The organism is uncultured Pseudoflavonifractor sp. (assembly GCA_904419835.1).
Lineage (GTDB): Bacteria > Bacillota > Clostridia > Oscillospirales > Oscillospiraceae > Pseudoflavonifractor.
In genome coordinates this window covers 16,595-36,762 of record CAJFTA010000017.1, presented here as the reverse complement: position 1 = coordinate 36,762, position 20,168 = coordinate 16,595, and the positions used below count along the sequence as shown (strand labels likewise).

At 62.1% G+C, this 20,168-nt stretch carries 13 protein-coding genes, 1 tRNA gene and 1 pseudogene; 12 read left to right on the top strand and 3 right to left on the bottom strand.

The window, feature by feature from the left end:
- Positions 1–138 precede the first annotated feature (138 nt).
- The 8 genes and pseudogenes from QZY67_RS05020 to trmFO form a co-directional block, all read left to right on the top strand.
- Positions 139–618, top strand: a pseudogene (locus QZY67_RS05020) (hypothetical protein); the annotation flags it as partial.
- Between the two features lie 222 nt (positions 619–840).
- Positions 841–916: transfer RNA gene (locus QZY67_RS05015), tRNA-Ala, on the top strand.
- A gap of 794 nt (positions 917–1,710) precedes the next feature.
- On the top strand, positions 1,711–3,123 hold the full coding sequence (locus tag QZY67_RS05010) for a potassium transporter TrkG (protein ID WP_295368836.1): 1,413 nt from the start codon (positions 1,711–1,713) through the stop codon (positions 3,121–3,123).
- A 57-nt stretch (positions 3,124–3,180) separates the two neighbouring features.
- Positions 3,181–3,834 (top strand): TrkA family potassium uptake protein, encoded by a 654-nt coding sequence (locus QZY67_RS05005; RefSeq protein WP_148320298.1) that lies wholly within the window; start codon positions 3,181–3,183, stop codon positions 3,832–3,834.
- Between the two features lie 28 nt (positions 3,835–3,862).
- On the top strand, positions 3,863–4,621 hold the full coding sequence (locus QZY67_RS05000; protein ID WP_295368835.1) for an RNA methyltransferase: 759 nt from the start codon (positions 3,863–3,865) through the stop codon (positions 4,619–4,621).
- Positions 4,622–4,641: 20 nt separating this feature from the next.
- Positions 4,642–5,868 (top strand): DNA-processing protein DprA, encoded by a 1,227-nt coding sequence (dprA, locus tag QZY67_RS04995; RefSeq protein ID WP_295368834.1) that lies wholly within the window; start codon positions 4,642–4,644, stop codon positions 5,866–5,868.
- A 52-nt stretch (positions 5,869–5,920) separates the two neighbouring features.
- A complete protein-coding gene (gene topA, locus QZY67_RS04990) occupies positions 5,921–8,221 on the top strand; it encodes a type I DNA topoisomerase (RefSeq protein ID WP_295368833.1) in 2,301 nt (766 codons plus the stop codon).
- 60 nt (positions 8,222–8,281) lie between these two features.
- Complete coding sequence (gene trmFO, locus QZY67_RS04985; protein ID WP_295368832.1) at positions 8,282–9,586, top strand: methylenetetrahydrofolate--tRNA-(uracil(54)-C(5))-methyltransferase (FADH(2)-oxidizing) TrmFO; 1,305 nt, start codon at positions 8,282–8,284, stop codon at positions 9,584–9,586.
- Positions 9,587–9,591: 5 nt separating this feature from the next.
- Here the strand turns inward: trmFO and QZY67_RS04980 are convergent, their stop codons facing one another.
- Positions 9,592–9,846 carry a DUF6809 family protein gene (locus tag QZY67_RS04980; protein WP_295368831.1) on the bottom strand — a complete coding sequence of 85 codons (255 nt, stop codon included), beginning with the start codon at positions 9,844–9,846 and terminating at the stop codon, positions 9,592–9,594.
- A gap of 73 nt (positions 9,847–9,919) precedes the next feature.
- On the opposite strand from QZY67_RS04980, the gene QZY67_RS04975 reads away from it, so the two are divergent.
- The 4 genes from QZY67_RS04975 (at position 9,920) to rnc (ending at position 12,371) form a co-directional block, all read left to right on the top strand.
- A complete protein-coding gene (locus tag QZY67_RS04975; RefSeq protein ID WP_295368830.1) occupies positions 9,920–10,189 on the top strand; it encodes a helix-turn-helix transcriptional regulator in 270 nt (89 codons plus the stop codon).
- Positions 10,186–11,226 carry a phosphate acyltransferase PlsX gene (gene plsX, locus QZY67_RS04970; RefSeq protein ID WP_294535487.1) on the top strand — a complete coding sequence of 347 codons (1,041 nt, stop codon included), beginning with the start codon at positions 10,186–10,188 and terminating at the stop codon, positions 11,224–11,226. The genes QZY67_RS04975 and plsX overlap by 4 nt, the downstream gene beginning before the upstream one ends.
- Positions 11,227–11,397: 171 nt before the next feature.
- A complete protein-coding gene (gene acpP, locus QZY67_RS04965; protein ID WP_294535484.1) occupies positions 11,398–11,634 on the top strand; it encodes an acyl carrier protein in 237 nt (78 codons plus the stop codon).
- 65 nt (positions 11,635–11,699) lie between these two features.
- Positions 11,700–12,371: a ribonuclease III gene (gene rnc, locus QZY67_RS04960; RefSeq protein ID WP_295368829.1), complete on the top strand. Its 672-nt coding sequence runs from the start codon at positions 11,700–11,702 to the stop codon at positions 12,369–12,371.
- Positions 12,372–12,636: 265 nt separating this feature from the next.
- Here the strand turns inward: rnc and QZY67_RS04955 are convergent, their stop codons facing one another.
- Both QZY67_RS04955 and QZY67_RS04950 read right to left on the bottom strand, forming a co-directional pair.
- Positions 12,637–13,824, bottom strand: coding sequence for a YibE/F family protein (locus tag QZY67_RS04955; RefSeq protein WP_295368828.1), 1,188 nt, complete (start codon positions 13,822–13,824; stop codon positions 12,637–12,639).
- A gap of 89 nt (positions 13,825–13,913) precedes the next feature.
- Positions 13,914–19,655 (bottom strand): S-layer homology domain-containing protein, encoded by a 5,742-nt coding sequence (locus QZY67_RS04950; RefSeq protein ID WP_295368827.1) that lies wholly within the window; start codon positions 19,653–19,655, stop codon positions 13,914–13,916.
- Positions 19,656–20,168 lie beyond the last annotated feature (513 nt).

Below are 20,168 nucleotides of genomic sequence, written 5' to 3'. Positions count from 1 at the left end.
AGTTAATTTACACCTGATTTTACACCAGTTGAGGAAGTGACGATGGAATATTATGAAACAATATAAGAACATTATAGCCCAGCTTCCGGGCAATGCTGAGGATATGGGAACTTGCGGGGGATACAGAGCACCAGTTTTCTGTTCCCCACCATGAAGCCTCTGGCCTCTGACAATGCCGCCAGAGCGGAAAAGGCCGGGCAGGCTGCCGCCAAGGCCACTCCCGCCGCCCCGGTGGAGCAGATCGACTTCTCCAATGTCAAGATTGAGCCGCTGTTTGAAGAGATGGTGGACTTCGATACCTTCTCCAAGTCCGACTTCCGGGCCGTGAAGATCAAGGAGTGCTCCGCGGTGCCCAAGAGCAAGAAGCTGCTGAAGTTCGTGCTGGACGACGGTACCGGCGCCGACCGGGTGATTCTCAGCGGCATCCACGAGTACTACGAGCCGGAGCAGCTGGTGGGCAAGACTGCCATCGCCATCGTCAACCTGCCGCCGCGCAAGATGATGGGCATCGACTCCTGCGGCATGCTGATCTCCGCCGTGCATGAGGAGGACGGCCATGAGGGCCTGAACCTGCTGATGGTGGACGAGCGCATCCCTGCGGGCGCGAAGCTGTATTAAACGGGCGGCATCTGAGAGATATAAAGAGCGGACCGTACCGCCGTATGACGGCGCGGTCCGCTCTTCGCCTTCTTTTCACGGGCAGATATTTTATAAAATCTGTAAGAAAAAGGAAGGGAGAACGGCGCAATCAGAATAAAAAGAAAAAAATTTTATTTTATAGTTGACACAGGGATGTTAGAGTGCTATACTACAAAGGTCGTCACAAGATGACAAAAATATGGGGGTATAGCTCAGCTGGGAGAGCGCTTGAATGGCATTCAAGAGGTCAGCGGTTCGATCCCGCTTATCTCCACCAAAGGGTGTGGGAAAGGCTTGTTTTCTTACGAAAACAAGCCTTTCCCTTTTTTGTGATGAAGTCGGTATATGGATGCGAACCGCGGCCAATTTGATGTAATTTTCCTGGATATACAGATGCGCATTCTGGGCAGCGGAAAGTATGCGGAGGAGCAGAACCCAGCTCAGCAGGCCGTTTTTCTGGAATAGATGGAGGAAATCCGGCATTATGAGGCCCAGAACAAGGTGGAAAATTCCGTGCCGGACACAGTACTCACCGGCAAGAGTCCCTGCTGCGCCAAGCACGGCATTAGGCTCACCGCAGGGGCGGGCGGCAAGGCCCTGTGTGCTTCATGGGAGAGTGGATATCTGCACCGTGTTCGGCAGCCTGCCGGGCAACGCCATCGAATATGAGCTGACCGTGCCCAACAGGGAACTGCGCCTGATTTAAGCTGGAGGTGTCCATCCGCCGCAGGTTTCTTCTGCTTCGCTGTGAAAGCCACTTTAAGGGAGAACTGACAAACCATTTTGACAAAACTGACCGGACAGCCGGTAAAAGCCAATACACTTTTTATGAGAAATGAGATAAAAGAGGAGAAGTGCAAAAAATCGTTGACTTGAATCCCTTTGGAGCGTATGCTATACTCATTCCTGAATGGAGGACTTTGAGAGCTTACAGATAAAAGTCCTGTGATTTCCTTTTCTGGTTTCGAGGACTGGGCTCCCGGAGAAAGTGGTACAAACAGCATACCGGAGCGGAGCGCCATCCCTTCGGTATGCTGTTCTGTGTAAAAATGGAAAATTGCGGAGCAATTGATGTCCGCTCATCGTTCTGGAGGCGTTAGCTTGACAAAACATATTGGTTTATGGTTCAGGGATGTGCTGATCCGAAGAAAGAGTATGAATGCCACCCGCATTGTGGCAGGGGGCTTTGCTATTATCATTCTGTTGGGAACACTGCTGCTGATGCTGCCCGTGGCATCCCAGAACGGCCAGAGCGCCGGATTCCTCACCAGTCTGTTTACCGCCACCTCCGCCACCTGCGTGACCGGCCTTGTCCCGGTGGACACAGGGATGAGTTGGACCTTCTTCGGACAGCTGGTCATTATTCTGCTGATCCAGGTGGGCGGTCTGGGCTTTATGACCGTACTGTCCCTGTTCTCGCTGCTGCTGCGCCGCCGCATCGGCCTGTCCGAGCGGCTGATCATGGCATCCACGCTGAACCTGAACGACATGGACGGCGTGGTCCGGGTGGTGCGCCATGCGCTGATGGTGACATTCACCTTGGAGGGCATCGGCGCGGTGGTGCTCTCCACCCGGTTTATTCCTCAGTTCGGCCTTGCAGGCGGCATCTGGCGGGGAATTTTCCACGCTATTTCAGCCTTCTGCAACGCCGGATTTGATCTGGTTGGCGGAAAGTTCGGCGCCTTTACAAGTCTTGAAGGATACAATAATGATCCGCTGGTGCTGGGCACGATTATGGTGCTGATTGTATCCGGCGGCCTGGGCTTCTTCGTATGGGAGGATATTCTCCGGGCCAGAAGTTGGAAAGGGTTTTCCTTTTATACGAAAATGGTGCTCAGCGTTACCGCCGGCCTTCTGATTGGCGGCATGGTGTTCTTCCTGAGCGTGGAGTATAACAACCCCGCCACCTTCGGCTCCATGCCGCTGCCCCAGAAGATGCTCAACGCGCTGTTCCAGTCGGTGACGCTGCGCACAGCAGGCTTCGCCTCCTTTAATCAGGGCGGTCTGCTGGACAGCTCCATTGTGGTCTCCTGCGTGCTGATGCTGATTGGCGGATCCTCAGGCTCCACCGCCGGCGGACTGAAGACGGTGACGGCGGCGCTGCTGCTGCTGAGCCTGCGCGCCAACCTGGCGGGCCGGGAGCAGGTGACCATCCGGGGCCGGGCCATCTCCTACCGGAAGGTCATTGACGCCATGACCCTGGCACTGATCATCGTATTTCTGTTCATGACAGGCTCCATTCTGATCTCTCTGGTGGATGGAGTACCCTATCTCCATGCCGCCTTTGAAACGGCGTCGGCACTGGGCACGGTAGGCGTTACAGTGGGCATTACACCCACGCTGAGTCCTGTTTCCCATGTGATACTTATCTGCCTGATGTATCTGGGCCGCATCGGTGTCCTTACCTTCTCCATGGCATTCCTGACCCGGAATCGCTATCCGGCTAAGATTAAGTATCCGAATCTGGACATTATGATCGGCTGACGGCGGACAGAGCCGCCGATTCTGTATCCGCCAACAGCGGAGAAAGGTGAACTTATCATGAAGACTTTTGTTGTCATCGGACTTGGACGTTTCGGTACCGCAGTGGCCACCGAGCTGTGTGAACTGGGGCACGAGGTGCTGGCTATTGACGCCAGCGAGGAGGGGGTGCAGCAGGTGGCCGACCGGGTCACCCACGCCGTCGCCGGCGACGCCCGGGACCCTGCCGTGCTCCGCGCTCTGGGCGTGCGCAATTACGACTGTGCTATTGTGGCCGTGGGCGACGACGTGGGCAACAGCGCCCTGATTACCCTGAATCTGAAGGAGATTGGCGTCAAGAGGGTCATCTGCAAGGCCCAGAGCCATGTCCACCGGAAGGTGCTGGAGAAGATCGGCGCCGACCGGGTGGTGTTCCCTGAGCACGAGATGGGCGTCAAGCTGGCCCAGGGGCTGTCCAGCTCCAGTGTGCTCAACTTTATCGAGCTGTCCGACGACTTCGGCATTGTGGAGCTGGAGATCCCCAAGAGCTGGCAGCACCGCTCCATCCGGGACCTGGACGTCCGGGCCAAGCATCACGTCAATATCATCGCCGTCCGCAAGGGGAGCACCGGCCAGCTGGACGTGGCCCCCGGCGGCGACTATGTTCTGGAGGCCAAGGACGCCGTGGTGACCCTGGGACGGAACGAGGACATCAACCGCCTGCACGATCTGTAAGCGGCAGGCGAGAGAGAAGGAGGCCCCTATGGAGCACATTACCAGTCGGCAGAACCCTCTGATGGTCCGCATCAAAAAGCTGGGGCAGAGCCGCGCTCTGCGCAGGGAAGAGGGGGTTTTTGTCTGCGAGGGGCCCAAGCTGATAGAAGAGGCCCTGAAGTGGGGCGCCTGCGTGGAGACCCTTCTGGCGGCAGAGGGAAAAACGCCTCCCCAGGGCCTGCCCCGCGAGAGCCGCCGGGTGGAGGTGCCTGACAGCCTTCTGCGGGCGGTCTCCTCGGTGAAGACGCCCCAGGGACTGCTGGCTGTGTGCCGGACGCCCTCCCTCACACCGCCGGACAAGCTCTCCGGCGGGCGGTACCTGGTGCTGGACGGGGTCCAGGACCCGGGCAATCTGGGCACCATCTGGCGCACCGCCGACGCCTTTGGGGCCGACGGCCTGCTGCTGGTCAACGGCTGCGCCGACCCCTGGAGCCCCAAGACCATCCGGGCCACCATGGGCGCCTGCTTCCGCCTGCCGGCCTGGGAGACGGATCTGGAGACTGTGCGGGCCCTGCTGGAGGAGGCGGACATCCCGCTCTACGCCACCGCCCTCCGGGCGGACACGGCGGATGTGCGGCAGGTGGACCTGAAGCGTGCGGCGGTGGTCATCGGCAGCGAGGGGCGGGGCATCTCGGAGGAGGCCCTGGCCCTGTGCCGGAGGACCATTAAAATTCCCATGCGGGAGCGGTGCGAGTCCCTGAACGCCGCCATGGCGGCAGGGATCGTGCTGTGGGAGATGTGCCGGTAAGAGAACGGGAGGGGACGGCTGTGGCAGCGCTGAAATACTGGATCTGGCTCACCACAAGGCGGGGGCTTGCGCCCCTTCAGACCTTCCGGCTGCTGGACCATTTCGGCACGCCGGAGGCGGTCTACTTTGCCGACCGGGAGGAGTACCGCCTGTCCGGCCTGACCGAGTGGCAGCAGCGGGCCCTGCTGGATAAAAGTTTGGACGGGGCTGAGCGCATCCTGGGCGACTGCGACCGGCTGGGCATCCGAATCCTCACCATTCAGGACGCGGAGTACCCCGAGCGCCTGCGGCAGATTGCAGACCCGCCCTGTGTGCTGTATGTAAAGGGAAAGCTCTTCCCGTTTGACGAGCTGGTGACCGTCGGCGTGGTGGGTACCCGGCGGCCCACGGAGTACGGAAAAATCATGGCCGGACGCCTGGGCATGGAACTGGCCAGGGGCGGCGCGCTGATGGTCTCCGGCATTGCCCGGGGACTGGATGCGGCCGCTCTCCGGGGCGCCCTGAAGGGCGGCGGCAGTGTGGTCTCGGTGCTGGGCGGCGGAATCGACGTGGTCTATCCGGCGGAAAACCGCTGGCTCTATGAGGACGTGGCTGCGGCGGGCGCGCTCATCTCCGAGTATCCGCCGGGGACGGAGAACAAAGGGGAGCATTTTCCCGTCCGCAACCGGATTATCAGCGGCCTGTCCCTGGGCGTGGCCGCCGTGGAGGCCGAGGAGCACAGCGGCACCATGATCACCATGCGCCTGGCCCTGGACCAGGGGCGGGACGCCTTTGCGGTGCCCGGCAACGCCGACGCGCCCATGAGCCGGGGTACCAACCTGCTCATCCAGCGGGGCGAGGCCAAGCTGGTTCTGTCGGGCTGGGACATTTTGTGTGAGTACGAGCGCCTGCTGCCCGGACGGGTGAGCCGGCCTGAGCCCCTCTCTGCCGGGGAGGAGACGGCCCGGCTGGAGGCCCCGGATTCCCCACAGGAGCAGGATGTGCCTGAAGCGGCGGCCGCTGAAACGGTTGACAAGTTCGAAAAAATGGCATATATTACCTTAGAAGACGGTGCGCTCACCGACGACGAGCGGGCGCTCCTCCTTGCCCTGGAGGGGCGGGAGCTGCGGACAGACGACCTGGTGGAGCTGACTCAGATTCCCGCCCGCAGAGTGTCCAGCGCCCTGACCATGCTGCAAATCCACGGCTATGTGGAGGAGAAGGCGGGCAGGCGCTTTGCGTGCGCCGTGGCGTTAAAGCGAGAATAAGCGAGAGAAACCGGGCCTGAGGAAAGGCCTGTTCTCCTTTTGGAGGTATATCGTGGCAAAGACAAATCTGGTTATCGTGGAATCTCCGGCCAAGGCCAAGACCATTACCAAATACCTGGGTCCCGGGTATCAGGTCAAAGCGTCCATGGGCCATGTGCGGGACCTGCCCAAGAGCAAGCTGGGCGTGGATGTGGAGCACGGCTTCACCCTGGACTACCAGCCCATCAAGGGCAAGGAAGAGGTTATCGACGACCTGAAAAAGGCGGCCAAGAAGAGCGATCAGATCTTCCTGGCCACCGACCCGGACCGGGAGGGCGAGGCCATCTCCTGGCATCTGAAGGAGCTGCTGGAGCTGCCCGACGAGCGGACCCACCGGGTTACCTTCAATGAGATTACCAAGAAGGTGGTCAACGAGTCCATTGCCAATCCCCGGGCCATCGACATGGACCTGGTGGACGCCCAGCAGGCCCGCCGCGTGCTGGACCGCATTGTGGGCTATCAGATCTCCCCCCTGCTGTGGAAAAAGATCCGCCGGGGCCTGAGCGCGGGCCGTGTCCAGTCGGTGGCCACCCGCCTGGTGGCGGAGCGGGAGCAGGAGATCCGGGATTTCAAGCCCGAGGAGTACTGGACCCTGGAGGCCGAGCTGGAGCGCATCGCCCCTGCGGCGGGCAAGTTCAAGGCGGCCTTCTACGGCCGGGAGAAGAAGATGGAGCTCCGCAGCGAGGAGGAGGTCAACGCGGTGGTGGCCGCCGTGGAGCACGCCCCCTTCTCCGTCCGCGGCGTGAAGCGGCAGGACAAGCAGCGCAACCCCGCGCCGCCCTTCACTACCTCCACCCTCCAGCAGGAGGCCTCCCGCAAGCTGAACATGACACCCCGGCGGACCATGTCCATCGCCCAGCAGCTCTATGAGGGCGTGGATATCGCGGGGGAGGGCACTGTTGGTCTCATTACCTATATGAGAACCGACTCTCTCCGCCTGTCCGACGAGGCCACCGCGGCCGCCAAGAGCTTCATTCTGGGCCGCTATGGACAGGAGTACTATCCCGGCAAGGCCCGGGTCTACAAGGCCAAATCGGGCGCTCAGGACGCCCACGAGGCCATCCGCCCCTCTGACGTAAACCTGACCCCCGAAGACGTAAAAAAGGACCTGACCAGCGAGCAGTACCGGCTCTACAAGCTGATCTGGAGCCGGTTCCTGGCCTGCCAGATGGCCGCCGCCGTGTACGACAGCGTGACCATCGATGTGGAGTCCGCCGGTTATACCTTCCGGGCCAACCACTCCGCCATCAAGTTCTCCGGCTACATGGCGGTGTACGTGGAGGGCAAGGACGAGGAGGAGGACGAGTTCCAGTCCCCGCTGCCCGACCTGAAGGAAGGGGAGCCCCTGGACCTGCGGAAGCTCAACCGGGACCAGCACTTCACCCAGCCCCCCGCCCGGTACACCGAGGCCACCCTCATCAAGGCCCTGGAGGAAAAGGGCATCGGCCGCCCCTCCACCTATGCCCCCACCGTGTCCACCATCCTGGATCGGGAGTATGTGGTGAAGGAGGGCAAGTACCTGCGCACCACCCCCCTGGGCGAGGTGGTCACCGGGCTGATGAAGGACAAGTTCCCCGATATTGTGGACACCGCCTTCACCGCCCACATGGAGGAGCAGCTGGACGAGGTGGAGACCGGCAAGGTCAACTGGCGGGAGCTCATCAGCGGCTTCTACGGCGGCTTTGAGAAGGAGCTCCAGCAGGCGGAGAAGGACCTGGACGGCGAGCGCATCAAAGTGCCCGACGAGGTCTCCGAGGAGATCTGCCCCAAGTGCGGCCGGAATCTGGTCATCAAGTCGGGCCGGTTCGGCCGGTTCCTGGCCTGCCCCGGCTGGCCCGAGTGCGACCACACCCAGCCCATTGTGATTGAGATGCCCGGCCGCTGCCCCAAGTGCGGCGGACGGATTCTGAAAAAGACCTCCAAGCGGGGCTTCGCCTACTACGGCTGCGAGAACAACGCCGGCCGCAACGGCGTGAAGTGTGACTTTATGACCTGGGACGTGCCGGTGAAGGACAACTGCCCCTCCTGCGGTCACACCATGTTCAAGAAGTCGGGCAGAGGCTTTAAGCGGCCCTTCTGCATCAACCCCGAGTGCCCCAACTTCCTGCCCGAGGACCAGCGGGGCTACAAGAAGAAGCCCGCCGAGGGTGAAGCCGCTCCCGCCGAAGGGGCGGAGAAGGCCGAAAAGCCGGCCGCTAAAAAGACGGCAGCCAAAAAGAGTGCGGCCAAGAAGCCTGCGGAGAAAAAGACGGCGGCGAAGAAGCCCGCCGCCAAAAAGACGACGGCCAAAAAGGCAGCCAAAACCGAGGAATAACCCTGGGGCAGGGACGGGAACAGGCCCGCCCCTGCCCTCTTGCGATACAAAGGAGATACGATGGAACCAGTGATTGTAATCGGCGCGGGCCTGGCCGGGTCTGAGGCCGCGTGGCAGCTGGCACAGCGGGGCATCCCCGTGGAGCTGCGGGAGATGAAGCCGGAGAAGATGACCCCCGCCCACCACACGCCCTGGTTTGGCGAGCTGGTGTGCTCCAACTCCCTGCGGTCCGACCAGTTGGAGAACGCGGTGGGCCTGCTGAAGGAGGAGCTGCGCCGCATGGGCTCCCTGATTCTCTCCTGCGCCGACGAGCACCGGGTGGAGGCGGGCGGCGCCCTGGCGGTGGACCGCCACGGCTTTGCCCAGGCCGTTACGGAGAAAATCCGCAGCCACCCCCTGATCACCGTAGTGGAGGGGGAGGTGGAGCACCTTCCGGCAGAGGGCCAGGTCGTTGTGGCCTCCGGCCCCCTGACTTCGGACGCCCTGGCCGAGGATATCAAGGCCTTTTTCCCCGAGAGCCATTATCTGAACTTCTTCGACGCGGCCGCGCCTCTGGTGACCTTTGAGAGCGTGGACATGGACAGCGCCTTCTTTGCCTCCCGATACGACAAGGGCACCCCGGACTACATTAACTGCCCCCTCACCGCCGGGGAGTACGAGGCCTTCTGGACCGAGCTGTGCGCCGCCCAGGAGGCGGAGGTCCACGGCTTTGAGGATAAGAACGTGTTCGAGGGCTGCATGCCTGTGGAGGTCATGGCCCGCCGGGGCCACGACACCCTGTGCTACGGCCCCCTGAAGCCCCGGGGCCTGAAGGACCCCAGGACGGGCAAAGAGCCCTTTGCCGTGGTGCAGCTGCGCAAGGACAACGCCGATGGCACCATCTACAATCTGGTGGGCTTCCAGACCCACCTGAAGTGGCCCGAGCAGCGGCGGGTGTTCTCCATGATTCCCGCTTTGCGGAATGCCGAGTTCGTCCGCTACGGGGTCATGCACCGCAACACCTACCTGGACTCGCCCCGCCTGCTGGACCGGTATTACCGGGTGAAAAAGGCCCCTCGCATCTGCTTTGCCGGCCAGATTACCGGCGTGGAGGGCTATGTGGAGTCCACCGCCTCCGGCTTCCTGGCGGCAGTGGAGCTGTCCCGACGTCTGCGTGGGCTTCCGCCCGTGGACTTCCCCCAGGAGACCGCCACCGGCGCCCTGGCGCTGTATATCAGCAACGAGACGGTCACCGACTTCCAGCCCATGAATGTGAATTTCGGCATCATCCCGCCCCTGGGCTATAAGGTGAAGGGCAAGCGGAATAAAAATGCCGAGCTGTCCAGGCGGGCGCTGGAGAAGCTGGCGGAGCTGGACGCGGAGTAAGGGGATTACACACCCGCCTCCAGCACCAGCCGCAGGGCCAGACGGAAGCCGTGGCGGAAGCAGATAAGCCGCTCGTAGTAAGCGGCCTCGGCCTCCAGGTCGTTGAGGCGGTCGAGAAATTCCAGCCCCAGGGCGGCGTGGATGCGGTTGTAGCAGGCGGCAAGGGCCCGTTCCCGCGGGTCTGCGTCGGGAGCGCGGCTGAACTCCAGTCTTCCGCGCTCTAGCTCTGATTCAAAGAGTTCTTCAATGCGGTCGATCATGATTGAAACACCCCCACTAATAGCGTGCATTCATTATACACGCTATTAGTGGGTTGGTCAAGAGGGAGAGCCGATGTATTCAAATGAATTGTTTGGCGCACGCCTGCGGGAGCTGCGGAGCGAGAGAAAAGAAACGCAGAGGGATTTGGCCGAGCTCCTTGGTGTGAAGCAGAACCAGATTGGCGAGATGGAGAATGGGCGGAAGGCGTCCACATTTGCCAGGCTGGCCATGCTCTGTGAGCACTACAATGTATCTGCCGACTACCTGCTGGGTCTGACCGATGAGCGGCGGCCCCTGCGTGAGGACAGAGAAAGAAAACAGCTTTGGGAGGAATCAAAATGAAAATCATCGTAGACGCCATGGGCGGCGACAACGCCCCTGCCTCCAACGTCAGAGGCGCCCTGCGGGCGGTGAAGGAGCTGGGAGCCGAGGTCATCCTGGTGGGCCGGGGCGAGGACATCCTGGCCGTCCTGGCCGAGGACGGCATCAAGGAACTGCCCGCCGGCATTGAGATCGCCCATGCCTCCGAGGTGGTGGAGATCTGCGACAACCCCGCCACCGCCTTCAAGGAGAAGAAGGACTCCTCCCTCACTGTGGGCCTGAACCTGCTCAAGGAGGGGAAGGGGGACGCCTTTGTCTCCGCCGGCAGCACCGGCGCCCTGCTCTCCGCGGCTACCCTGCTGGTCAAGCGGGTGAAGGGCATCCGCCGGGCGGCCATGTGCCCTGTGGTGCCCACGGCCAAGGGCGGCGCCCTGCTCATCGACTGCGGCGCCACCGCCGAGTGCACCCCCGAGTACCTGCTCCAGTTCGCCTTCATGGGCTCCTACTACGCCGAGCGGGTCATGGGCCGCCCCGAGCCCCGGGTGGGCCTGCTGAACATCGGCGCCGAGGAGTCCAAGGGCACCGACCTCCAGCGGGAGACCTGGAAGCTCCTCAAGAAGGCGGACGCCGAGGGGCGCATCCAGTTTGCCGGCAACGTGGAGGGCAAGGAGGCCGTTCTGGGCGCGGTGGACGTCATCGTCACCGACGGCTACTCGGGCAACATCTTCCTCAAGACCATGGAGGGCGCGGGCAGCTTCATGGCCGGCGAGATGAAGAAGATGTTCATGAAGAGCATCACCACCAAGCTGGCCGCCCTGCTGGTGAAGGACGGCATCAGGGACTTCAAGCGGATGATGGACTCCCGCGAGGTGGGCGGCACCGCTCTGGTGGGCATCTCCAAGCCGGTCATCAAGGCCCACGGATCCTCCGACGCCTATGCCATCCGCAACGCCATCCGCCAGGCCATGCAGTTCGCCGCCTCCGGCATCATCGACGACATTACCGAGAACGTGGAGTACATGCGCCTGCCCGTCATGCACAAGCCCGCCGCCGAGTAAGCCCGGCGGCATATGTCCGGATTTTATGGGAAAAAGCAGGAAGCATGTATTGAAATGTTGTACCGGGCATAAAATTTTAGAAATGGTATTGACACGCTGGCTGAATATGCCTATTATTTTAGTGCAAGAGATGCCGTGCGCGGCAACTAAAATAGCTGGGAGTAGATAGTTATGATTTTCGAAAAGCTGACCGAGCTGCTGGCTGAACAGTTCAGCGTAGAGCCTGAGAGCATTACCATGGATACTTCCTTTGAGGACGATCTGGGCGCCGACTCCGTGGACATTGTGGAGCTCTCCATGGGCCTGGAGGAGGAATTCGGCATCGAGGAGATGAGTGAGGACGACGTGGCCGCCATTAAGACGGTGGGTGATCTGGTGCACTATCTCCAGGGCAAGGTTGAGGAATAAAACGCAATGAGCTCAAAGCCCCGCCGGGTGCGGGGCTTTGATTTTTACTGGGAGGGAAACAACAAATGGAGAAGCTGGAGGAGAAGCTGGGCTATACCTTTCAGAACCGGGCCCTGCTGGAGAACGCGCTGACCCACAGCTCTTACGCCAATGAGAACCGCCACACCGGTGCACAGAGCAACGAGCGGCTGGAGTTCCTGGGGGACTCGGTGCTGGGGATGGTCACCGCCGACTACCTCTACCGGGTCCATCCGGATCTGCCGGAGGGAGACCTGACCCGTACCCGGGCGGCCCTGGTGTGTGAGGGCAGCCTGGTGGAGGTGGCCCAACAGCTGAATCTGGGGTCCTACCTGAAGCTGGGCAAGGGCGAGGCCGCCGGCGGCGGCCGGGAGCGGCCGTCCATTGTGGCGGACGCGGTGGAGGCCGTGCTGGCGGCAGTCTACCTGGACGGCGGCATCGGCTCCGCCCGGAAGATCATCCAGCGCTTCATTCTGGACCGGGAAGAGGAGAAGAGCGGCAGCCGGGACTACAAGACCGCCCTCCAGGAGCTGGTCCAGCGGGAGAGCGGCCAGGTGCTGGCCTACCGTCTGGTGGGCGCCACCGGCCCGGACCACGCCAAGCGCTTCCAGGTGGAGGTGGAGCTCAACGGCACCCCCGTGGGGGCCGGAGAGGGCCGCAGCAAGAAGGAAGCCGAGCAGATGGCGGCCAGGGCGGCCATCAGCAGGCTGAAGGGCTGAATACAGGAAACAAGCGGGCGGACCGGATATTCCGGCCCGCCCGCTGTATTTGTCGGAAAACTTCCCGGAAAAGGAAGCCTCGCAGAGTTCCTGCGGCCGCAGCCGCAGGAATCAAATCGAAATCCGTCATTTCCGGGGACATGCGCCTCGGAAATGACACTTCTCATGGCGGAAGGGGCGACGATTTTGAAAAAATTGAGCCCTTTCCACCATGCAGTCTTTCTTGAAAAAGGTGCTTTGCACCTTTTTCGACGGACAGTCAGACTCACTTCCGGTTCCGGCCCATAATGTAGCCGGAGAGGCCTGCTACAATGGGGACGGTAAGGATGATACCCATGGACCCGGCGATGCCCTGGAGCAGCTCCAGGCTCAGCAGGTCGCTGTTGAGCAGCTGCATAAGGGGATAGTCGTAGACCTGGAAGAGGAGCAGGGTGTTCAGGGAGGAGCCCGCGAAGGCCAGGATCAGGGTGTTGGCCATGGTGCCCATGGCGTCCCGGCCGATGTTCATGCCGGAGCGGAACAGACTCAGCGGAGACAGCTCCGGGTTGTGGGTGCGCAGCTCGTGGAGGGCGGAGGCGATGGACATTGCCACGTCCATTACCGCACCCATGGAGGAGATAAGGATGCTGCACACCAGCAGGCCGCTGATCTGAAGCCCACCGTCCGAGGCCTGGAGCACAAGGGACTCGGCGTTATCCGTGTTGAAGCCGTTGAGCGGCGTCAGGACGCCCACAATGGCCGCCGAGATACCGGCCACCGCCACGCCGCCCACACAGCCCAGAGTGGCGCACAGCGTCTTGAGGGTGGGGCCGTCCAGCAGCAGCAGGGACGCGGCGGAGGTGAGGGCGATAATGGCCACCGTGGCAGGGACGGGAGAGATGCCGCGGAGCATCATGGGGAGCAGCAGGAACCAGACGCAGGCCAGGGTGAAGAGCAGCCCCAGCAGGGCCTTGACGCCCTTCCAGCCGCCCACCAGAATCATGACAAGGGCGAAAACCAGGATAAAAGCGCCCACAACCTGCCAGCGGTCGTAGTTGAAGATATTGACCACATAGAGCGCGCCGCTGTCGTCATAGTCCAGCCGGACGATGAGACGGGTGTTCTCCTTGGCGTCCAGGTTGGTGTAGGCGTTGAGATAGTTGTAGGCCTCCAGAATCTCGCCCTTGTGCTCGCCGGTGCAGATCTCCAGCTCCAGCAGCTGGGTGCCCAGCCTGCGGCCCTCTGTCCAGTCGTCCGGCTCGGCGTTGTCCATCAGCACGTCGTTGACCCGGGCCACGGCAAAGACCATCTGGCTGGCGCTGGTGGGGATATCGTCCTCCCGGGGGGCGTTGAGCCAGACGCCAAAGCCCACCAGCAGGGCGAGCGCCAGAAGGGAGGCCGCAATGGACGCAATCCTTCCGGCGGTGAGATGGGGCATCTGGAGCTTCCTGGGCGCATTGTCCTGTTTTTTCATAGAATCCCTGCCTTGTCGTCAGTGTGTGGGGGAAAACGGCGTTCGGGGCCGCCCGTGAGGGCGGCCCCGAAGGCTGTCATGCTTGCGGTTTACTTGAGCAGCGCGAGGATAAAGCGCTGGACCATGGCGGAGAGCTCACCGCGGGTGAGCGCGGCGCCGGGGGCGGCCAGGCCGCCGGGTCTGCCGGTGATGATGCCGTTCTGCTGGCAGTAGAGGAAGGCATCCATGGCGTCCTCGGGGATGGCGGCGGCATCAGCAAAGTTCAGGGAACCGCTGAGGCCTGTCTCAGCCTCCAGCACACCGGCCATGGCGTACAGGGCGCTGGCCACGTCGGCGCGGGTGGCGGGCTGATCGCCGTCAAAGCCGTCGGAGACGATGGAGAGGGAGGAAGCCCACTGGGCGGCCTGGGCGTACCACTCGGTACCCGTCTGACCCTCCACGGCGGGACAGCCGGCCAGACGCCACAGGACGGTGACCAGCTCGCCGCCGGTGACGGAGGCGTCGGGTGCGAAGTAGCCACCGCCGGTGCCCAGGAGAAGCTCACGGGCGCTGACGAAAGCCACAGCGGGGGAACACCACAGGGACGCGGCCACGTCCACAAAGACCTTGGTGTTGTCGATAAGCTGGAGCTTGCTGGAATCGCCCAGGGAGAGGATCTTACCGTTTTCCACCACCGCGATGGGGACGATAGTGTAGTGCCCGTCCTCGTCCACCTGGACGGCTACGGTGTACGCGCCGGCGTCGGCGGGGGGCACGGGGGTGAGGGGCACGCCGTCCTCGTCGATGATGACCACATCGTCGTCAGTGGGCGGGATGTAGGGAGGCCTGGGGTTCTCCTCCTCTTCCTGAGGCGGAATATCCACAACCTCGGTGCCGCAGACGATGTCGGCGCGGTCGCGGACGCGGATGCGGGGGGCGGGGCCGTCAAAGGTGTTGTCGTAGGAGGCCAGACCGGTGACGGTGATCTCATGGCCCACCGCCAGGTTTTCGATGGTCTTGCCGCTGGTGATGTAGCCGTCGATGAACACCCGGGCGTCGTAGCCGCTCTCGTCCCGGACCATGATGGTCTGGACCAGGCCCTCGGCCTCGGCAAAGCTGACCACCACGCCCTTAATCTGGACCAGGCTGCCCAGATACTTGGATTCGGCCGCCTCCTGGGTGGTGATGAGCCTGGGCTCCACGGAGCCCTCGCCGATCTTCTCGATGGAGGTCACAGCGATCTGACGCTCGCCCTGGTAGGAGGAGGTGGTGCCGGTGATGCGCACCTTGTCGCCGACCTTGTAGTTGCCGGCCACGGGGAAGGCGTTGATACCGGCGGTATCATCCTGGACGTAGATGCAGTCGAAGAAGGCGGTATCCTTGTCATAGCCGGAGGCATTGGAGGTGACCACGCCCTCGATGACGTACTTAATGCCCTCCAGAGGCTGGGCCTGCACGTCGGCGATGTCGGTGATGGTCAGGGGATTGAGATAGGACACCAGATTCTCGCAGATATTGTAGTTGGAGTAGTTCTTCTCCGCGCCGGAGTCTCCGATGGTGGCCTGGACCTCAAAATTGGACATGAAGGCCGCGCCGGAGACCACAATCAGGCCCTTGCCCTCCAGCTGCTCGGTGGCCAGCACCATCAGGCGGTTGTCGCCCTCGGCCACGGCGTACCTGGGCATGTCATCGCCGCCCAGGCCGTCATTGTCGCTGTCCTTGGAGTAGGTGGTGGCGTGGCCGTAGACCACGGGGGAGACGGTTTCGGGCAGCGTGGAAATGGGATTGCCCTCCGCATCCACCGCGTAGATGGAGGCGCCGCCGTACTGGCTGAAGAGCTGGGAGTACAGGTTGTTGTTGGGGTTCTCCGGGTCGAACTCCACACCCTCCATGAGGAAGTGGTCCCAGTTGTAGGTGGACAGGTAGAGCCGCTGGGTCTGACCGCCGTTGAGGGAGTCGTCGTTGGTGGCGTCGTCCCCGATGCGCAGGGAGGAGCCCAAGGCCTCCAGGACCTTGTTCTGCTGGGCGGCCATGTGGTCCGCGGCTGGGAAGTCCTCATAACTCTCGTAGTAGTCGGACCAGCCGGCCAGGACGAGGGTGCCGCCGGCGGTGTTGAAGGCCTTCAGGGCTTCAATTTCCTCGTCGGAGTAGCAGACATAGGGGTCCCGCAGGGCGCTGCCGTCCCGGCGGGAGGGGGCGGTGAGAATGATGGCCTTGTACTTGTTGTCCTTGTTCTCACAGGCGGCGATCAGGTCGTCGCTGGTCTTGAGTTCTACGGTGCGCACCGAGTAACCGGCGGCCAGATTGCCGAAGTTGCCCATGGAGTCCTTGTAGTTGCCGTTGACGTACTCGTTGTAGTGGGAGGCGTCGATGCCGATGTACACCAGCTGGCTGGCGTCCAGGATGTCCAGGGTCACGTCCTTGGAGTAGGTATACTCAATGCCGCCCTGCTCCAGGACTGCGGTGACGGTGAGGGTCATCACCCGGGCCATGTCGGGGATATAGCTCCAGTCCACGGCCAGGGTGCCGGAGGCGGGGATCTCATAGCCCTTGGTGTCGGTGCCCAGAACCTCGTCGCCGCTGGAATAGGTGATGGACTTGACGGTGGCGGACTCGGACTCGCTGTTGAAGAGGGTGGTGGTGAGGGTGAGGGCCTCGCCGGTAACGGGGGTGGCGGTGCCGCACTCCACGGAGGAGACGCCCAGCTTCACCACTTCACCGACCCACACGGGGGCGGTGACAGCCAGGTCGCCGTCGCCCTGGGTGACGCGGATGAAATAGTAGCTGTAAGAGGCGGGGATGGTGCAGCTCAGCTCACCGGTGGCCAGCTGGGCGGGATCCTCCCAGGTGTAGGCCACGGCGCCGGAGTTGACCACCACTTCCACCTTGGAGATGGAGTCGGAGGCGTCAGGGTCGTAGACGGAGACGTTGATGGCAACCTCCTCCGGGACATCGGAGATGATGGAGCCCAGCAGCTGGTCGTTGAGGGTGTAGTTGATCTCCAGGTTCTTGTCCTCGGTGGCGTACACCCGGTAGTTGCGGATGGCCTCATACAGGCCCTCCTGGGAGAAGTCGTCGGTCAGGATAACGTCCCGGGCATCGTTGGCGTTGCCCCACTTGCCCTTGTGGTTGTCCTGGTTGTTGGTGGGCGCCACGTGCCAGCCCTTGTCCAGGGCCATGATGTACTGCTCGTAGCTGGGGTAGTAGCCGCCGGCGCCGATGGTGCCCTCGCCGTTGCCCACTTCCACCAGGTACATCCGGGTGTCAATGATGGGATCGTAGTAGGCAAAGTCGCTGAAGTTGCCGAAGGTGGTGCCGGGGTGGTTGAACTGGCTGATGGAGTCCACCAGATTCTCGTTGCTCAGCAGGGCATAGTAGGCCTTCATGCCCGCGTCGGCAGTCTTGTTGTTCAGCGTGGTGTTGTTGCGGGAGACAATGCCGGGGGTGTTGAAGGTGTTGATGTGGCCGGGGCCGCCGGACCAGGTCATCTCAAAGCCGGCCAGGGCCACCACTTCGCCGGCGTGCGCCTGGTTGAAGGCGTTGATGGCGCCGGTATAGGCGTTCCACTTCTCCGCGCTCTCCGCGGACATCTGGCTGGGGTCGTAGAGGGCGGCCTCGGGGTTGGCGTCGGAGGAGGAGTCAAAGTAGTTGGAGTGGTCGGTGAAGGCCACAAAGTCCACATTGGCGTTCTCGGGGAGGCTGGCCACATAATTCAGGCCCTCCTGGAGGGTGCCCGCGCCGTCGGAGTACTCGGCGGTGTGGGAGTGGAGCTGGCCGAAGTAGAGCTGGAACTCCGCCACGCCGATGGTAAAGGTCCAGGTGCGGGAGATAGTCTTGCCGTCGGCGCGGGTGACAGTTGCGGTGACGGAGACCTTGCCGTCGGCCATGGCCTCGGCGGGGGTGTAGGAGGCCCTGCCGTCGGCGATGGTCAGATCCACGGGGGCGCCGTTGACCGCCATGGTGACGGTGGCATTCTCGCCCGCGTTGCCGAAGGTGAAGCCAATCTCGGGCTGCTTCTCGTCGCCGGTCTGGCTGCTGGCGGCGGGGAAGACGGAGGTGATGTAGGGCTCATCCTTGACATCAAGCGTCACAGTGCCTGTAAAGGCCACATCCTTGTTGTCTGTGCCGCTGACGGCAATCACCAGCTCGCCGGCCGTCATGGCGGCTGCGGGGATGGTGAAGGAGTAGGTTCCGTCCTCGTTGGTCAGCTGGGCGGCCGTGCCGCCGTACGTGGCGGAGATCTCCTTGACGCCGAAGACAGAGTCCACGGTGAAGCTGACGGTGTAGTCCTGGCCCACATAGGCGTCGGGCAGGAGGCCGAAGGTGACGGCGGGCATATTGACCACACCGTCGGTAATGGTGACGCCCTCAGCCACGGGGTAGAAGTGGAAGGTGTAGATGTCCTTGTCGCTGTCGCCGTACAGGCTGTAGGTCTTATAGGAGCCGCCGTAGTACTCCAGATACTGGGAGTACTTGCCATTGAACTTGGCGGTGCGGCTCTCCAGGTTGAAGCCGCCGTTGAAAGCGGTCAGCTTCCAGTCGGCGTCGTCGCTGGCCGTTTCAGAGTAGAAGGCGTTGTTGCCGGTGCCGTTGGAGCAGAGGTAGCCGTCGGCCGTCTTGAAGCGGAACCACTCGCCGTTGACTTCCACGGTGAAGACCCGGGCGCCATTGGCGGGGGTGGCCTTGCCGTCGGCCACAGTGGCCTCGGCGTTGTTGATGGAAGGGCTGGTTTCGTTTCCGTCAGGGCCAGCCAGAACGCCCTTGGCGCCCTCGTTGTAGAGCACCACCTGAGCGCCGTCCACAGGCAGGTCGCCGCTGGGCTCCTCGGGAATCTCAGTGACCTTGTAGAAGGAGAGGGCGAACATACCCTCGCTGCCGGCGGAGATTTTGCCGTAGGAACTCCAGTTGTTCTTCTCCGCATACCACTCCATGTAGGAGTTGCGGACGGTGTTCTTGATGTACCAGAGGCCGTTTCCGGCATCCTCCAGCACCCACTTGTCGTTCTTCTCGCCCAGGGGCATGCTGGAGAATTTATCGCCCATGCCGATGTTCTGGCCGTTATAGGAGAAGGACCAGGTGCCGTCGCCGTTGTCGGCCACGGTCCACACGTCGGCGGCGGTGAAGCCGGACAGGGTACCGTCCTTCAGCGTAACGGCGGTGCCGTTGTTATAGAAGCCGTTGTAGGTGCCGGACAGGGCCATACCATAGGCAGGGGCGTAGATGACAACCTTGTCGCCGTGGGCAATGGGGCCGGAAGAGGTGCTGCCGTCCAGGTCAATCTCGCTGGCCAGGGTATTGCGCAGCTGGAATTTGTCATTGAATACGCCCACCGCAGCGGTGATGGTGATGACGCTGCCGACAGCCACAGGCCAGGTGCCGTCCTCATTCTTGTCCACCACAGCCTTGTAGAGCTCTATGGTGTTGCCACTGCTGTCCTTCACGGTGATGTTGGGGTTGGAATACTGACCATTATTGTCAAAAATCTCGGTGACCTCCACGTTGCGGAGGGTCACATAGGTGCAGATGTCGGCGGTGGTCAGTTCCCCGATGGTCTTGACAGCCGGGGTCAGGGTCAGCCCGGAGGACTTCTCATAAGTGGAATTCTCCAGCTGGGGCAGGCCGTTGAAAGTGGCTCGCTTGCCGGTACCGATGACGGTGTCGCCCAGGGCGATGTCGTCAAAGTTGTTGCTCATGCGGACGCAGATACCGCCGGTGCTGTCCTGAAGGTAGACGTTCTTGCCGTCCAGCAGGGTGACCACACCCTTGACCGTCAGGTTCTCGGTGCCGTCCGCAGCAGCCAGAGCCTCCGCGATGGAGATGGTCTCGGGCTCCTCGGGATCGGGAGGAGTCACTTCGCCGCCGCCTTCGGCTTTGAAGACCAACAGGTCGAAAACATATCCTTCAGTATTGGTAGTGGAATAAGCGCCGAAGCGGCCGCCCTGATCCTGCCATGCAATAGCACGGGTTGCTGCGCCAGAGGCAGTAAAGCGGAATGTCCCATCGCTGTTGGAGGTAATATTCCAGCCATAGGCCTCATCGGGCTTTGTGAAATTGGTTCCGCTGGAGCCATATCCCAGGTAATCGCTGCCGTTATAGAAGGTGGCACTTCCATCGGATACGGTTACAGTCCAGGTCGGAATGCTGCTGCTGGAGGAGAGCCCGTCTGCAGTGATGGAAACATCGGTTCCGTCAATTTTGTTGCCGATGCTCGTTCCAAATGCTTTGGCACCGGAAGCGGTCTCTGCGACCAGAGCATACTGTCCGTCCGTCAGAGCATCAAGTTCGGTAACTTGGGTGTATACCGCATCCTCACCGGAGGCGGAAGCAGCAGCAGGGAAAAAGGTGAACAACATTGCGAGGGATAG

What these genes read in the sequence shown, in the direction of transcription:
- QZY67_RS04955 (WP_295368828.1), bottom strand. Translation starts at nt 13,824, where the DNA reads ATGAAAAAACAGGACAATGCGCCCAGGAAGCTCCAGATGCCCCATCTC.
- QZY67_RS05005 (WP_148320298.1), top strand. Translation starts at nt 3,181, where the DNA reads ATGAAGACTTTTGTTGTCATCGGACTTGGACGTTTCGGTACCGCAGTG.
- QZY67_RS05000 (WP_295368835.1), top strand. Translation starts at nt 3,863, where the DNA reads ATGGAGCACATTACCAGTCGGCAGAACCCTCTGATGGTCCGCATCAAA.
- QZY67_RS04975 (WP_295368830.1), top strand. Translation starts at nt 9,920, where the DNA reads ATGTATTCAAATGAATTGTTTGGCGCACGCCTGCGGGAGCTGCGGAGC.
- trmFO (WP_295368832.1), top strand. Translation starts at nt 8,282, where the DNA reads ATGGAACCAGTGATTGTAATCGGCGCGGGCCTGGCCGGGTCTGAGGCC.
- plsX (WP_294535487.1), top strand. Translation starts at nt 10,186, where the DNA reads ATGAAAATCATCGTAGACGCCATGGGCGGCGACAACGCCCCTGCCTCC.
- QZY67_RS04980 (WP_295368831.1), bottom strand. Translation starts at nt 9,846, where the DNA reads ATGATCGACCGCATTGAAGAACTCTTTGAATCAGAGCTAGAGCGCGGA.
- QZY67_RS05010 (WP_295368836.1), top strand. Translation starts at nt 1,711, where the DNA reads ATGTCCGCTCATCGTTCTGGAGGCGTTAGCTTGACAAAACATATTGGT.
- acpP (WP_294535484.1), top strand. Translation starts at nt 11,398, where the DNA reads ATGATTTTCGAAAAGCTGACCGAGCTGCTGGCTGAACAGTTCAGCGTA.
- rnc (WP_295368829.1), top strand. Translation starts at nt 11,700, where the DNA reads ATGGAGAAGCTGGAGGAGAAGCTGGGCTATACCTTTCAGAACCGGGCC.